This window comes from Streptomyces sp. NPDC056231 (assembly GCF_048270745.1).
GTDB lineage: Bacteria > Actinomycetota > Actinomycetes > Streptomycetales > Streptomycetaceae > Streptomyces.
The window spans coordinates 68895-84304 of sequence record NZ_JBLVKW010000004.1; the positions used below are offsets into that span (position 1 = coordinate 68895).

The 15410-nt window shown below is 70.3% G+C and carries 14 protein-coding genes; 2 read left to right on the forward strand and 12 right to left on the reverse strand.

Features of this window, described 5'->3' with window-relative positions; all coding sequences use genetic code 11:
* Positions 1-90: 90 nt before the first annotated feature.
* From ACNPQM_RS05530 to ACNPQM_RS05585, 12 genes are all read right to left on the reverse strand, one after another.
* Positions 91-312, reverse strand: a complete 222-nt coding sequence (locus tag ACNPQM_RS05530) for an MbtH family protein (RefSeq protein WP_418083081.1) — start codon at positions 310-312, stop codon at positions 91-93.
* Positions 313-344: 32 nt separating this feature from the next.
* Positions 345-1370, reverse strand: a complete 1026-nt coding sequence (sbnB, locus tag ACNPQM_RS05535; protein WP_418083083.1) for a 2,3-diaminopropionate biosynthesis protein SbnB — start codon at positions 1368-1370, stop codon at positions 345-347.
* Positions 1364-2383, reverse strand: a complete 1020-nt coding sequence (sbnA, locus tag ACNPQM_RS05540) for a 2,3-diaminopropionate biosynthesis protein SbnA (protein WP_418083219.1) — start codon at positions 2381-2383, stop codon at positions 1364-1366. The genes sbnB and sbnA overlap by 7 nt, the downstream gene beginning before the upstream one ends.
* Before the next feature lie 62 nt (positions 2384-2445).
* Entirely contained in the window at positions 2446-3876 is a 1431-nt protein-coding gene (locus tag ACNPQM_RS05545) for a condensation domain-containing protein (protein ID WP_418083085.1), read from the reverse strand.
* Between the two features lie 140 nt (positions 3877-4016).
* On the reverse strand, positions 4017-6161 hold the full coding sequence (locus tag ACNPQM_RS05550) for an MMPL family transporter (RefSeq protein WP_418083087.1): 2145 nt from the start codon (positions 6159-6161) through the stop codon (positions 4017-4019).
* Between the two features lie 71 nt (positions 6162-6232).
* Positions 6233-7456 carry an FAD-dependent oxidoreductase gene (locus ACNPQM_RS05555; protein ID WP_418083089.1) on the reverse strand — a complete coding sequence of 408 codons (1224 nt, stop codon included), beginning with the start codon at positions 7454-7456 and terminating at the stop codon, positions 6233-6235.
* A 17-nt stretch (positions 7457-7473) separates the two neighbouring features.
* Positions 7474-7791, reverse strand: coding sequence for an acyl carrier protein (locus tag ACNPQM_RS05560; protein ID WP_418083091.1), 318 nt, complete (start codon positions 7789-7791; stop codon positions 7474-7476).
* Positions 7788-9530 carry a fatty acyl-AMP ligase gene (locus tag ACNPQM_RS05565; protein WP_418083093.1) on the reverse strand — a complete coding sequence of 581 codons (1743 nt, stop codon included), beginning with the start codon at positions 9528-9530 and terminating at the stop codon, positions 7788-7790. Before ACNPQM_RS05565 ends, ACNPQM_RS05560 begins: the two co-directional genes overlap by 4 nt.
* Before the next feature lie 138 nt (positions 9531-9668).
* Positions 9669-10313: a LuxR C-terminal-related transcriptional regulator gene (locus ACNPQM_RS05570; RefSeq protein WP_418083095.1), complete on the reverse strand. Its 645-nt coding sequence runs from the start codon at positions 10311-10313 to the stop codon at positions 9669-9671.
* A complete protein-coding gene (locus tag ACNPQM_RS05575; RefSeq protein WP_418083096.1) occupies positions 10277-11566 on the reverse strand; it encodes a sensor histidine kinase in 1290 nt (429 codons plus the stop codon). Before ACNPQM_RS05575 ends, ACNPQM_RS05570 begins: the two co-directional genes overlap by 37 nt.
* 170 nt (positions 11567-11736) lie before the next feature.
* Entirely contained in the window at positions 11737-12741 is a 1005-nt protein-coding gene (locus ACNPQM_RS05580) for a methyltransferase (RefSeq protein ID WP_418083097.1), read from the reverse strand.
* Positions 12741-14114, reverse strand: a complete 1374-nt coding sequence (locus ACNPQM_RS05585) for a hypothetical protein (RefSeq protein ID WP_418083098.1) — start codon at positions 14112-14114, stop codon at positions 12741-12743. Before ACNPQM_RS05585 ends, ACNPQM_RS05580 begins: the two co-directional genes overlap by 1 nt.
* A 164-nt stretch (positions 14115-14278) precedes the next feature.
* Between ACNPQM_RS05585 and ACNPQM_RS05590 the strand changes: the two genes are divergently transcribed.
* Positions 14279-15043, forward strand: coding sequence for a thioesterase II family protein (locus ACNPQM_RS05590; RefSeq protein WP_418083099.1), 765 nt, complete (start codon positions 14279-14281; stop codon positions 15041-15043).
* Positions 15044-15118: 75 nt separating this feature from the next.
* A complete protein-coding gene (locus ACNPQM_RS05595; RefSeq protein ID WP_418083101.1) occupies positions 15119-15364 on the forward strand; it encodes a hypothetical protein in 246 nt (81 codons plus the stop codon).
* Positions 15365-15410 lie beyond the last annotated feature (46 nt).

Below are 15410 nucleotides of genomic sequence, written 5' to 3' on the forward strand. Positions count from 1 at the left end.
CCGGCGCAGCGGGCGAGGGGCCGCCGCATACCTGCCGCGGCCCCTCGCCGTCGCTCCCGCTCCCGCTCCTGCTGCCTGCGTGCGCCGGTGTCAGACGGCGCTGTGCTGCTGTTCCATGCGCCGGCGCAGGCTCAGCGGGCGCATGTCGGTCCAGACCTCCTCGATCCGGGCGAGGCACTCGGCACGGGTGCCTCGGGTCCCCTCCTGGTGCCAGCCGGCCGGAAGTTCCCGGTCGGCGAGCCAGATCGAGTACTGGAGTTCGTCGTTGTGGACGACGAGGTAGGTCCGGTCGTCGCTCTGCTCTTCGGCCATCGGTGGCCTCCTTCTCGTCTGCGGAATCGGGGTCAGCGGCCCGAGGCCTCGGGTACGGCTGCTGCCGTGAGGAAGTCGTCGACGGCGACGCCGAGCTGCTGCTTCTGCGCCTCCTCGTACACCAGCTGGGCCACGGCGAGGTCGAGCACACCGAGGCCGAACGGCGAGACGATGACGGTGCGTTCCGGGTCGCGGCGGAACGACGTGGTACCGCCGACCAGTTCCCCGATCGACGCGTCGATGAAGTCGCGGTTCCCGGAGAGCTGTTGGGCCAGATCCGGGGAGGTCCGCTCGCGGCAGACGTGGTCGGCGTCGTCGACGACGTTCTGCGCGTCGAGGAGCGTCTCCGGGCGGATGTCCCGCAGCGAGACGTTGAGGACCGTCGAGCCCGGCAGGAAGGCGTCCACCGGCAGATACGGTTCTGCGGAGGTGGTGGCCAGCGAGACGAGCGAATGCGCGGCCAGCGCCTGCGCCTGCTCGCGGGCCACGGTCACGGTGACGCCCGGGGCCTTCTCCTCAGCCGTACGGACGAAGGCGGCGGCCCGTACCGGGTCCTGGTCGTACACCGTCGCCTCGGTCAGCGAGGGCAGCCGGGTCTTGAGGAAGTGCAGGATCTCCGCGTTGATGACGCCACAGCCGATGAGCGTGACGCCGGTGGTGCCCGCGCCCTCGTCGGGCAGCAGCAGACCGGCGGCGAGCGCCGCGCCGGCCGCGGTGCGCTTCGCCGAGATCAGCGAGGCCTCGATCACCGCCTGCGGGTGCCCGTTGAGCAGCGAGCTGAGCACGATCACCGCGCTGGCGCGGTCGACGCCCGTCCGGATGTTCCCGGGAAAGGAAGCGATCCATTTCATTCCGGCGGAAGGGCTGTCGCCGCCGATGAATGCGGGCAGTCCGATGATCCGGTTGGCCGGCGCATCGGGAAAGCGGAGAAAAGTGGAGTGCGGCAGCGAGGTACGTCCCTCGTCATGGAGCCGGTACGCGTTCGCCACCAGGTCGATCAGATCGGCTGAGCGGCTTTCGAGAATGCCACTCACCTCACTCTTGCGGACAATCAGCATTCCTGTGCCACCTGGCCTTCCTTTTCCTTCCAGAGATGGGTGACGTCACCGAAGTTCTCGCGCACCCAGTCGTCGGAATAAATCGTGTCGAGATAGCGGTCGCCGCCGTCGGGGAAGATCAGCACACAGGTGGCGCCGTCCTCGATGGAGGGGCTGAGCTTCTCCAGCGCGGCGACGGTCGCCCCGGAGGAGCCGCCGGCCAGGATCGATTCGCGTCGGGACAGCCGCCGGCAACCCGTCACGCACTCCAGGTCCGTGATGTGGACGACCTGGTCCGGTGTGCTGGTGTCCAGCAGGGCGGGGCGCACGGACGCGCCGTGGCCCGGGATCAGCCGGGGCTCGGTGGTGGTCGGCGGCCCGAACAGCACACTGCCGGCCGCGTCGACCGCGACGACCTTGGTGCCGAGGCCGTGCTCACGGATGTACTCCCCGCAGCCGCGGAGCGTCCCGGTGGTGCTCGCCGCGCAGAACAGGTAGTCGACCCGGCCGTCGAGCGCCTGCGCGATCTCGCGCATCGTCGAGCGGTGGGCACGGGGGTTGAGCGGGTTGGCGTACTGGTTGGGCCAGAAGGAGTTCGGCAGCGCGGCCACGAGTTCCCGTACCCGGCGCAGCCGCATCGGCAGGAACTCGCCGGTGACCGGGTCGGCCTCGGTGACCACCTCGACCTCCGCGTGCAGCGCCTTCAGCACGGCGAGGTTCTGGTCGGTGGTCTTGGCGTCCACGACACAGACGAAGCGCAGGTCGAAGTAGCCGCAGATCTGGGCCAGCCCGATGGCCAGATTCCCGGAGCTGGACTCGACCACGACCGAACGGCCGGGCTGGAGCACGCCGTTGCGGATCTCCTCCAGGAGCATGCTGATCGCCGAGCGGTCCTTGATACTGCCACCCGGGTTGAACCGCTCCATTTTGGCGAATACCCTGCCGCCGAATCCGGGGACGAGCCTTTCCAGTTCCACCAGCGGCGTATTACCTATCGTCGAGAGTATTCCCTTGAGACGTTCTTCTGCCACGATTTACCCTTCGCCACCGCGGATCGTCCGGCAAACAAATGATGAAGGCGTGCTCTATAGCCGCCCTATACAGTTCCTGACCCCATGGCCAGCAGCTCCGCGAGGTCGGCACGGTCCACCAGCGCAATGGCTTCTATTTCCGCTCCGGGATCGTCCGTGGCCCGGTCGAGCAGCCGCGCGTAACGCTGGGCGAACCGCTCGACAGTGCCGGCGTCGAAAAGGTCGGTGTCATAACTGAAGACCGCGTCGAGCGTGTCTCCGCTCTGCTCGATCCGCAGCATGAGGTCGAACTGCCCCTCCTGCTGCGGGACTCCGATCCGGGCGACGGTCAGCCCTTCGTACGGCCGGGCGTCCCCTTCGCCGTCGGCGCGGACGGGGCCGAGCCGCGGCTCCGTGCGGTCCGTGGCGATCAGGGTGACGGCGGTACGGAACGGCGGGGTCCGCCCGTCCGGCGCGGCGGCCAGCAGCGCGCCCGGATGTCCGGCGTGCGCCAGGCCCTGGACGAGCTGCCGCTGGGCGGCCAGGACCGCGTCGCGCATGCGGTCGCCGGGCCGGAAACTCCCCCGTACCGGCACGGTGTTGACGAAGTACCCCACTGCAGCGTCCGTCCGGCGGCCCGTGCCGAGCGCGCTGCGGGTGGACATCGGGCAGCCGACCAGGGAGTCCGGCTGTCCTGAGTGGCGGTAGAGCGTGGCCTGGAAGACGCCGAGGAGAAAGGCGAACGGGGTGATGCCGAGTGAGCCTGCGGTCTTCGTCAGCCGCTCTACCGTGCTCGCGGGCAACGGGAGTTCATGGGTGGCCCCGCGGAAACCCTGGGTGGCGGGACGCGGCCGGTCGGTCGGCAGCTCGGCGGGGAGCGCGCCGGCGCGCACCTGACGCCAGTACGCCGCTCCCCGGGCGCCCCGGGCCGAGGAGAGGAGCCGCCGTTCGGCCGCCACCTGCTCGGCATGGATGTCCGGGCCCACCCCCGCCGATACGGGGTCAGGGGCGGAGCCGTCGGCGAACTCCCGGTGCAGGGTGAGGAGCTCACGCAGGATCAGATGGTGCGAGGCGTAGTCGCTGACGATGTGGTGGGTGGCGATGACCAGCACCGCGTCCTGCGCGTCCCGCCGCAGCAGCGTGACGCGGAACGGCGGCTCCACATCGATCCGGAAGGCCTCCTGGGCGCACTCCCGTACCAACGCGTGCAGCTGCCCGTCGGTGGCGTCCGGCAGCTCCCGGACGGTGAGGGCGTCCTGCCCCGGACTGTCGAGCACGGTGCGGTACGGCTCCCCGCCCGCACCCTCGCCGTCCCCTTCCGCGAATACCGAACGCAGCAGGGGATGCCTGGCCGCGACGGCGCGAACGGCCGCGGACAGCGCATCGGTGTCCAGCGGTCCGCGCAGCCGTACCGGCAGCACGATGGTGTAGGCGGCGCTCTCGGGCGCCAGCCGGTGGGCCAGCCAGAGCGCCTGCTGGCTCGCCGAGAGGGGCAGGGTCCGATCGGTCGGTGGCATGCTGCGGCTCCCGGTGGGTAGGGCGGCCGCCGCGCGGGTCGGACGGGAGAGCGCGAAGGGCCGGAAGGCTGAGCGGAGCTGCCCGCCGGAGTTGTCCGGCTGAACAGGCCACTACCTTCCGGCCCTTGGCTATATCCGGGCTATACGCCACCGCCTCGGCTGCCCGCGGGTACCGCGGCCGGCGTGGTCTGCTCGCCCGCCGCGGGCGGTGCGGTGTCCGTGCCGACGGGGCGGCCCGGCCACCAGAAGGGGCGGCCGACGTCCAGGGCCAGGGCCGGGACGAGGACGGACCGCACGAGGAAGGTGTCGATCAGGACACCGACGGCCACGACGATTCCGATCTCGATGAACGCCACTTGCGGGGCCGTGGTGAGCGCGGCGAACGTCGCCGCCAGCACCGCGCCGGCGCTGGTGATGACGCCGCCGGTGGAGGTGAGTCCGCTCAGTACGCCGGCCCGGTGGCCGCGGTGACCGACCTCCTCACGGATGCGGTGGATGAGGAAGATGTTGTAGTCGACGCCGAGTGCCACCAGGAACAGGAAGCCGATCAGCATGACCTGGATGTCCACCGCCGGGAATCCCAGGACGTGCTGGAACAGCTGCCAGCTGATGCCGAGGGCGGCGAAGTAGGACAGCACCACGGTCGCCATCAGCAGCAGCGGCGCAACCAGGGCCCGGAGCAGGACGACCAGGATGAGGAAGACCACGGCGAGCACCAGCGGGATCACCACCTTGCGGTCGTGGGCCTGTGCCTCGGTCTTCTCCTGTGCCATCGCGGTGGGGCCGCCGACCTGGGCGTCGGCACCGGGGACGGCGTGCACGGCGGCGCGGATGCGGTCGACCGTACGGGCCGCCGCCGCGCTGTCCGGGCTGTCCTTCAGTACGGCCCGGGTGCTGGCGAGAGTGCCGTCCGTGGACTTCTCCGGCGCGGCGACCTCGGCAACCCCGTCGATGCCCTTCAGCGCGGCAGCGACCGCGGGTGCGGCCTCGGCCTTGCTGATCACCTCGGCGGGCCTGCTCTGGCCGGCCGGGTAGTGGTCGGCGAGGAGTTCCTGGCCGGCGATCGAGCCGGGCTTGCCGACGATGAGGTGCTCGTCGTCGAGACCGGTCTTCAGGCCGAGCGAGCCGAGGGCCAGCACGGTGAGGACGAGGGCGGAGCCGATCCACACCAGGCGCGGACGACGGGAGATCCTGCCGCCGACCCGGTCCCACAGGCGGTGGTTGGCGTTCTTCACGGCTACTCCGGCGCGCGGCACATTGGGCCAGAACACCCAACGTCCGAGGATCACCAGAACGGCCGGGAAGAGCGTGGTCATCGCGGCGAGACCGCAGATGATGGCGATGGCCCCGGCAGGTCCGAGCGTGTAGTTGAAGCCGACGTCGGCCTGCGTCAGGCAGAGCAGTCCGATGCTGACGGTCGCCGCGGACGCCGCGATCGCGGGGACGGCCCTGCGGACCGCGGTCTGCATGGCCTCGTGCCGGTCCTCGTGGACCCGCAGTTCCTCGCGGTAGCGGGCCAGCAGCAGCATCGCGTAGTCGGTGCCGACACCGAACAGCAGTGCTGTCACGACGATCTCGTTGCCGCCGCCGACCGTGAGCCCGAAGCCCTTGGCGAGGAGGTACGAGACGGCCTGCGTGGTGAGGAAGGCGACTCCGACGGTGAGCAGCGGCAGCAACCACAGGATGGCACTGCGGTACGTGATCAGGAGCAGGGCGGCGACGACGAGGACCGTGATGAGGGTCAGCGCGCGGCCGGTCGACTCCCGGGCGTCGGCCGCGTCCAGCGAGTTGCCCGCCGGGCCGGTGAGTCTGGCTTCGAGGCCGTCCGGCCGGTCGGCGGTGGCCCGGTTCCGTACCTTCTCCGCGTTGTTCGCGAGTGCGGTGCTGTCCTCCTTGTCGAGGGGCACGAACGCGGTCAGTGCCTTGCCGTCCTCGGACGGCCTGGCCGGCCCGACCTCACCGGCCGCGAAGGTCGCGAACTCCTTGATGTCGGACGCGACCTTGGCCTTGTCCTCGGCGGTCAGCCCGCTCTCCCGTACGTAGACGACGATGCCGAGGGAGATCTTGCCGTCGGCGAACCGGTCGGCGAGTCCGGCGACATCGGTGGACTCGGCCCCTCGGGGCAGCTCGATGGTCAGCTCGTCCTTCGCGATCTCCGAGAGCTGTCCGGCGAGGGGCACGGACGCGACGACGATGATCAGCCAGGTGATCAGCGTCAGCCACTTGCCCTTCCTCCCTCCTGGCAGTTTCAGGAGCCGGTCGGCCCAGCGGTGCGGTCGTGACATGGGGACTCCTCGTCCAGGGTGTGGGATGTGCGGGGCACGGGCGCGTGGTGCGTGGTGCGTGGGGGAACAGTTCAGGCGGCGGGCTGTTCGGCGAGCGCCGCCTCCGCGTCGTGGCGCTGGATCCAGGAGGTGTCGGCGACGAGCGCCTTCATCTCCTGGCCGGACTGTCTGCGGGCCTGCAGACCGGCCGGGCCGCCGCCCAGGCGCTGCGAGCCGCTGTCGCGGCTGCCCAGCTGGACCTGCGCGGTGTGGGCCAGGCGGACCGTCTCGTACCGCCGCAGTGCCGCGGCGATGCCCTGCGGACTCGGGGTCTCCCCCGCATCGGCGACGCAGGCCGCCAGGACGACGGCGTCCTCGATGGCCTGGCTGGCGCCCTGGCCGTGATGCGGGAGCATCGGGTGGGCCGCGTCACCGAGGAGCGTGGTGCGCGCGGTGCTCCAGCGGGTCAGCGGCTCGCGGTCGCAGAGTGTCCAGTGGCCGGCCTCGTCAGCGGCGTCGATCAGCTCCTGCACGGTGGGGTCCCAGCCCTGGAACGCCTTGGCGACCAGGTCCAGCTCGGCCGGCCTGCTCCAGGACTCGCGCCGCTGCTCCTCGTCGCTCTCGGGGATCACAGCGACGAAGGACAGCTGCTGCCCGGCGCTCACCGGGGCGGTGAGCATGCGACCGCCGGGACCGGCCCACACGTACATGTCCTCGGCGTCGAGGCGGGGCAGCCGGTCCATGGGGACGAGCCCGCGCACCGCGCAGGTCCCGGTCCGCACCAGGAGGTCCTGTCCGCCCGAAACCGCCGCACGCATGCGGGAGTTGACACCGTCGGCGCCGATCACGAGATCGGCCCGTGCGTTGGATCCGTCGGCGAAGTGAAGTTCCACGCCGTCGAGGTCCTCGGCGTAGCCGGTGCACCGGCTGTCCAGGCGCAGGCAGTCCACCGGGAGGCGGGCGGCGAGCAGGGCGTGCAGATCAGCGCGGTGCACGGTGTAGTGCGGACCGCCGAACTCGGCCTCCCAGGCGTCGCCCATCGGGCGTCGGGTGAGGACCTCTCCGTCGTTCCACCGCCGGACTTCGAGCGCCTCGGGACGTACGGCCACCCGGTGAAGGGCGTCCGCGAGGCCGAAGCGGTGAAGGAGCCGGCTGCCGTTGGGGGCCAGGTGGAGTCCGACACCCACTTCACGGAGTTCGGGGGCCTGTTCGTGGACGGTCACCCGGAATCCTCGGCGGGTCAGAGCCAGCGCGGCGGTCAGTCCGCCGATACCGGCGCCGATGACCGCGATCCTGGGTACGGTGTGCCGTGTCATCGAATCTCTCTGCTCTCTCAGGTACGACCGTTGGTGTCCGCGGTGGCCAACTGGGCCCGGACGTGGCTGACAAGGGCGTCGACCGTGGGGTGCTCCCACACCAGAGCCGCGTCGAGCTCCAGACCGAAGCGGTCCTCCAGATCGCCGCAGAGGGCGACGGCGTAGACGGAGTCGAGGCCCATCGAGATCAGCGAGGCGTCGGGCGGGATGACCGCCGGTGGCCTTTCGAGGTAGTCGGCGACCAGCTCGATGAGCCAGTCACGCGTCGCTTCGGCGTCGAAGTCCGCCGCGTTCACATCGGCTTCGAAGCCCAACAGATTCGGGTCGGTCGTCATGCCTGCCTCTCAGTGGCGTACAGCGGGGTGAGCTGGTCGGACAGGTACAGGTCCCGCATCAGTGAGCGCTGGATCTTTCCGCTGGTGGTGCGGCGGACCTGGCCGGGCCTGACCAGGACGACATGCGGGGCCTTCACGCCGAGGCTGCGGCCCATGGTGTCCTTGACGTGCGCCGCGAGGCTGCTGAGCCGGCCGGGGTCGGTCTGCCCGGCCCGTATCTCCTGGACGACGACGATCTCCTCGCCCTGACCCGCCGGGCCCGGGACGGAGAAGGCGCTGCCGGTCCTGCCCTCGAAGGCCGGGTCGAGTGCGCCGACCTCGCGTTCGATGTCGTGCGGGTAGAGGTTGCGGCCCCGGATGATGAGCATTTCCTTGATCCGGCCGGTGATGAAGAGTTCCCCGTCGAGGAGCGCGCCGAGGTCCCCGGTGCGCAGGAAACCGCGCTCGTCGTCGGTGGTGGCGGCGTGGAAGAGGCGTTCGGTGGCCTCAGGGCGCTGCCAGTAGCCCTGGGTGATGGAGGGGCCCCGCACCCACACCTCGCCGATGTAGCCGTCGGAAAGCTCGTCCAGCGAGCTGGGGTCGACGATCCGTACGTCCATGCCGGCGACCTGCCCGGACCCGGCCAGGGTCACGGAGTCCTCCTCCTCCCCGACCGGCACCATGCGGTGCTTCTCCAGGGAGGCCGGGTCGACCTGACGCAGCACGGGTGCGCGGCCGGTCGGGGTTCCGGAGACCAGGAGGGTGGTCTCCGCCAGTCCGTAGGCGGGAGCGAAGGACTCGTAGCGGAACCCGGCGCGGGCGAAGCGGCGGGCGAAGCGCTCCATGGTGGCGGCGTCGACGGGCTCGGCGCCGTTGGCCGCGCACACCCAGCGGGAGAGGTCGAGTCCGGCGATCTGCTCGTCGGTCAGCCGCCGGACGCACAGGTCGTAGGCGAAGTTGGGGGCGCAGCTGACCTGGATGTCGTACCGGTCGATCAACTGGAGCCACATGAGGGGCCGCTTGAGGAAGGAGGTGGCGGTCATCAGGACCGTGGTGGTGCCGAGGTAGAGCGGGGAGAGCACGGTCAGGATCAGGCCCATGTCGTGGAACATCGGGACCCAGCCGCAGAAGCGCATGTCGGCGTCCCAGCCGAGCGCGTCGGTGAGTTCCCCGATGTTGTGCGCGATGTTGGCGTGGCTGACGATCACTCCGCGCGGATCACTTGTCGATCCGGAGGTGTATTGCAGGAATGCCACGTCGTCGGGACCGGCGCCCGGATCGGTCCAGTTCCCGGCCGGGGCGAGGTCACCGTCGTCCGTCACGGCGTATTCCAGTGCGGGAGTTCCGGGCAGGTCCAGCCAGGCCTGCACGTCGGGCAGGCTGACGCTGTCGGTCAGCACCACGGATGCCGCGCAGTCGACGGCGATCCGGGCAGTCCGCTCGGCCTGGTGGGCGTGACCGCCCGGCACCGGGACGACGACCGGGGCGAGCCCCGCGTACAGACAGGCGACGAAGGACTTCACCAGGTCGAGGCCCTGCGGGTGCAGCAGCAGGACGCGGTCGCCGGGGCGGCAACGGGACTGGAGCCAGGCCGCGGTGGAACGGGCGGCACGGTCCAGGCCGGCGTAGTCCAGCCGTTCGGGCGCGTGGTCCTGGGCAGCCCCCCGGAAGAACAGCACGGCGTCCCGGTCGGGAAGCTCGTCGGCGTGGCGCCGCAACCTGCCGACCATTCCTTCGAATTCTGGCGATCCGGCTCGCATGATTCTGACACTCCCTGTCGGACCGACCGGCCCATTCATTTGGCTTCTCTGATTTCTCTGATTTCCCCGAATGAGGTCATGACTCATCGGGCGCAGCATGCCCGCAGGGGCTATACGGCGCCTATACAGCGAGAGTTGTCAGGAATTCAGATAGGCGAGGACGGCGAGAACGCGGCGGTTGTCGTCATCGGACGGTACGAGGTCGAGTTTCGTGAAGACATTCGATGTGTGCTTGGTGACGACCTTCTCGCTGACACCGAGCCGCCCGGCGATGGCGGCGTTGGAGCGGCCCTCCGCCACCAGTCCGAGCACTTCCCGCTCCCGTGCGGTGAGCCGGCCCAGGGGGGCGTCGGAGGCGTTGCCCGCCAGGAGCTTCGCCACCACATCGGGGTCCATCGCACTGCCGCCCGCGGCCACCCGGCGCACGCAGTCGATGAACTGGCGGCTGTCGAAGACGCGGTCCTTGAGCAGATAGCCGACCCCGCCCGAACCGTCCGCCAGCAGCTCACGGGCGTAGAGCTGTTCCACGTACTGCGAGAGCACGAGCACCGGGAGCCCCGGGATCCGGCTGCGCGCCTCGATGGCGGCGCGCAGGCCCTCGTCGGTGAAGGTGGGCGGGAGCCGTACGTCGACGAGCGCGATGTCCGGCCGGTGTTCGAGCAGGGCGTCCAGGAGTGCAGGGCCGGTGTCCACGGCAGCGGCGATCTCGAATCCATGGGCCGTCAGGAGGCGCACGAGCCCTTCCCTCAGGAGGAAGAGGTCTTCGGCGAGAACAATGCGCACGGGATCTCCATCGTCGCCATCGTCGGTCCACCCTGAGGGCTGTTCACGGCAAGTATGCCGTCGAATGCGGCAATGCGGCTCTCAATTCCGCGCAGCCCCGTTCCAGCAGATGCCGCGGCGCCACCGACCCCGTCGTCGCTCATGCTGATGCGCAGGGCGTCCCGGTCGTGCCTGATATCGATCCATACCCTCCCGGCCTTCGCGTGTTTCGCCACATTCGTCAGCAGTTCACTGACGGCGAAGTACGCGGCGGACTCGACGGGGGCCTCCAGCCGGCCGGGCAGGTCGACCACCACATCGACAGGGAGCGGACTGTCCAGCGCCAGGGCGCGCACGGCGTCTCCCAGACCCCGGTCGGAGAGGACCGGCGGGTGGATTCCCCTTACGAGGTCGCGGAGTTCACTCAGTGCCTTGGAGGACGAGTCCCTGGTCTCCAACAACAGGGCGCGCGCCGCCTCGGGGTTGGAATCCAGGAGCTGTTCGACGGCATCGAGGTTCATGCCCATCGCGACGAGCCTGGCCTGCGCTCCGTCGTGGAGGTCGCGCTCGATCCTGCGGAGCTCCGCCGCCTGGCTGTCGACGACCGCGCCCCGGGTGCGGGTCAAATGACCGACCCGTGCGGCGAGTTCGGCGCTCGGGTGGGTGCCGAGAAGGGTGCCGGTGAAGCGGCCATGTGCCCTGATCAGCTTGGGTCCTGCCCACAGCCCCAACCCGATGAACCCCATGCCGACGAAGGGCATCAGCCAGGTACGCAGACCGGTCTCGCCGTGCACATGGATCAGTCCTGCGTAGTGGTCGTCGTATCCGGCGGACACCAGGTCGTCCCAGACGAACGGGAAGACCAGGCCCTCCAGTCCGTAGACGAGCAGCGCCGCCGGCATGAGGGCGAGGACGGTGCCGACGACGGGGTCAGCGATCGTCCACAGCATGTCCCGCCAGGTGGCGGGGTCGGACAGGAGTTGCCTGCAGCGTCGCCATCGGCCGAAGAAGCCGGGCTCCCGCGGCGGCAGTTCACGGTACGGCTCGGCGATCCGGACCCCCGACCAGACGTGGGCCAGCCTCCGCGACCGGTTCGCCAGCTTCCTGACGGCGGCCACGACCAGCGGCAGGAGCAGGACGCCGACGCCGAGGCCGAGATAGGCCAGGGAGATCACCATCAGGACGAACAGGGCGAGCTGAGGCACCTTCTGTGCCGCCAGGGCCAGCCCCTGCAGTGGCGGCTGCCAGAGCTTGGGCGGTGCGGGTGTCGTCATCCGGGCCTCCTCGGTTCGGAACCTCTTGGTCCCTGCAGGCATCAGTCTGTCCTGCGACCGCTCCGGGAACATTGGGCTTGTCCCCCATTTCCAGGGGGGACCTAGGTCCCCCCTGGACGAATGCCTGGTCAGAGGCCCTGCGTGAGGAGAGGGCCGGGGTGGGCCGGCGGTCAGCGAGGGACGGCTTCGATGAGCGCCGCCCTGGCTCCCCGGTGGATGTCGGCGGTGTCGAAACCGCCCCGGTCCAGCAGGGCACGCCACTCCGACTCGGTACGCTCCCGACCTCCGAGCAGCACCAGCATGTGCAGGTCGAGCAGCGCGGCCGGGTGCCGGGAGCCGTCGTCGGGCACCACCTGTTCCAGGATGAGGAGCCGGCCCTGGCCGCCCATGGCCCGGCGGCAGGACTCCAGGATCCGTATCGCGCTCTCGTCGTCCCAGTCGTGCAGGATCTGGGCCAGGACATAGACGTCGCCGCCTGCGGGCACCTCGTCGAAGAAGCTGCCGCCGACGCAGTCCGCGCGGCCGTCGAGCCCGGCGTCGGCCAGGGCCTGCCGTGCCTCGTCGAGGACGTGCGGGAGGTCGAAGACGAACCCCTTCAGCCGGTCGTTGCCGCGCAGCAGGTCGGTGAGCAGGGTGCCGTTGCCGCCGCCGACGTCGACGACGCTGCCGACCGCGCTCCAGTCCCATTCCAGGAGCGGCAGGAGACGCAGGGTCACCAGACCCGCCTGGCCCTCGTTGAAGGTGCGGGCGGCCTCGGGATGGGCGGCGAGCCACTCGAAGTACGGGCTGCCGTAGACCTTGTCGAAACCGGGCCGCCCGGTGCGCAGCGCGTGGGTCGCGGCTCCCCAGGCCTCGTACGCCTCGCCGGCCATCAGGCTGGAGAGATGGGAGAGGGAGCCGGGGGTGTCGGTACGCAGGAGGGCGCCCATGGGTGTCAGCCCGAAGGTGCCGGGCTGCTCCTCGTTCAGGATGCCCTCGGCCGCGAGGACGCGGAGGAACCGGTGCAGGGCGTCGGGGTCGGCGCCGGTCCCGGCGGCGAGTTCGCCGATGCGCTGCGGGCGGTCACCGAGCAGGTCGGGGATGCCGAGTTCGCAGACCGCGTGGATGGCCTGGGAGACGATGTACCCCATGATCTTCTGGCGCAGTTCATGGTTGTGGCGCTGTGCGTCATCCATCAGTTGACTCCTTCTTCGGACGCGGTGTCCTCGGGGGCATCGGTTCCGGCCTCGTCACGCAGGCGCGGGAAGAGCGGGACCTGCGCGGCCGTCTTCAGATAGGAGGCCCCGCTCGTGCCGCCCGTACCAGGCACGTCGCCGATGATTTTCAGCGTGAGCCCCCAGTGGTTGCGCTTCATCGCCCGCCACGCCTTGTCCAGCCGCTCCATGGCCTCGGCCACCTGTGCCGCACGGTCGGCCGGCAGGCTGGCGGCGCGCGAGGCGAACGCGGCGTCCAGGCCAGGCCCTTCGACGACCACGGCCGGGATCTTCTTGCCCGTCGGCATCGGCTGTCCGGGCACGCAGAAGGCCTCCACCTGCCGGTACCAGCGTGACTGGATGGCGCTCCTGCCGTCCGTGTAGGCGCGGATGACGGCGAACGAGTCGATGGGCATTCCGGTCAGAACGCGGTACAGGATGGGCGTGGCCTCGATCCGGGCGGCCCCGTCGGCGAGCAGTTCGAGGACGGCCGGCACGTTCCCGAGCTCCAGCGCCGCTGCCGCCGCCTCCACGCCGCGGGCGACCTGCTGGTAGATGCCCTCGAAGATCTGGATGCTGCGGATGAACATCAGCTCGTCGTGCAGCCGGGTGGTGGGGATCAGCGTGAGCTCCACCGCCTTCCGGTAGAGCACGGGAAAGCGCTCGGCCGTCGACTGGGCGGCCTTGCTCGCGACGGCGGCCAGGGTGTCGGCGGCGCTCTGCCCGGTCAGTGCCGCACGCAGCTGCGCCAGGTCCTCCGACTCCGCCGCCGCGCGCGGAAGATAGTCCGCGATCCGGGTGAGCGTGCGGGCTGCTGCCCGGGTACGGGCATAGCCGCGCACGTCGTCGGGCGCGGTCGCCAGCGCCTCTGCCTCGATGGCCACGAGGTCGGCGACGGCCACCGCGGTGAATCCGTCGATGGCCTCGGCCCGGCGTCCGGGACCGGCCTGCTCGACGAGCGAGTCGAAGACAGCGGTCCCGATGTACGAGTCGTAGTCGCCGTCCGTGCGGTCGTACGTCATCGGCAACCAGTCAGCGAGCAGCCGCTCCTCCCCGTACGCCGGGGCGCTCGCGGTGAGCTTCTCGCCGACGGTACGCAGCTCGGCGAGCAGACCGTCTTCGGCGTGATTGCGCCCTACGGCCCGGTAGTGGGCGAGCACTTCGGCGTACGGGAACGCCTGCGCCGGAGCCTTCGACCACCGCGCGAGTGCGTGGCGAGCGGCCTCCGCCGAGCGTTCGGCCGGCCTCGCCCGCTCGACGGCCAGGCTCACCCCGCCGACGCCGCCGTGTCCCGGCCAGACGGTCTCCCCGGGGGCTGCCTGACCACCGCTGCGATCTTCTGTTGTGGATCCCACGGATTACCCCATATTCCCTGGATGCGGACGGGCCGCCCGCAGCTGCTCATCAGTCGGGTCTCCGGGCGAAGCATTCCGGGCGTGGCTATATTTCTTCGATATGCAGGGGGTGGCGGCCTGCGGCTCCGGGATTCACTATGATTCGGCGCCGGAGGGGATTTCATATGGGTATTACCGCGGAAAGAAGCGATGAGCTGTGGTTCCGGCGACTGCGGGGCACGGCCGAACCGGCCCTGCGGCTGGCGTGTTTCCCGCACGCCGGGGGCACCGCGAGCATGTTCCGGGGCTGGCGGCGGCTGCTGCCGCCGGACGTCGAGCTGCTCGCCGCCCGCTACCCGGGCCGGCAGGACCGGATCGCCGAACCGGCCATCGAGTCGATGGACGAACTCGCGGAGCGGATCACCGGGGCGCTGCTCGGCCTCCTCGACCGTCCGCTCGCGCTCTTCGGGCACAGCATGGGGTCCGCGGTGGCGTACACCGTCGCGGCCAAGCTGTCGGCGGAGCACGGGGTGAATCCCGCGCTCCTCATCGTCTCGGGCCGCCCGGCGCCGCACCGGGTGGAGCCGACGACCGTGCACCATGAGGGGGACGAGGCGATCATCGAGTCGCTGCGACGGCTGGGCAGTACGCAATTGGACGTCTTCGACGACCCGGACCTCAGGGAGCTCCTGATGCCGGCCCTGAGGGCGGACTACCGGGTGCTGGAGACGGGCAGGCCGCACTACCCGGTGGCACTCGGCACCCCGATCGTGGCCTGCGCGGGCATCAGCGATCCGCGATGCGGCCTCGACGGACTGAGATCGTGGGAGGAACTCACCACCTCGTCGTTCAGCCATCGCATTTTCCCGGGGGATCATTTCTATCTGGAACCGTACGAGGCGGATCTCGTCGACTACTTCTCCAAGCATCTTCGGGCGCTTCGAAATTGAAGTGATATCGCTTCAAAAATAGGAGCCCGTAGCGTTACTCCTGTCGCACCAACAAAGCCTGACGAGGAGTGGGAAATGCTCGCCACAAAGACGGTTTCCGCCACCACCGGAGCCCTGTGCACCGCCGCGCTCCTGCTGGCCGGCATGGCAGCCGCCCTGACCACGGGCCCGGCCACCGCGGACGGCTTCCGGTTCGCCGCCGAGCAGCCGTGGAGCGCTCCTGGCGAGGGAGGCGGCGCCACGGTACTGGGCGAGCAGCCGTGGAGCGCTCCCGGCGAGGGAGGCGGCGCCACGGTGCCGGCCGAGCAGCCCTGGTCCTAGGGCGTGTTTCGAAAGTAGCGTCGTCCGCCCGTAGGGCGGGCCGGGC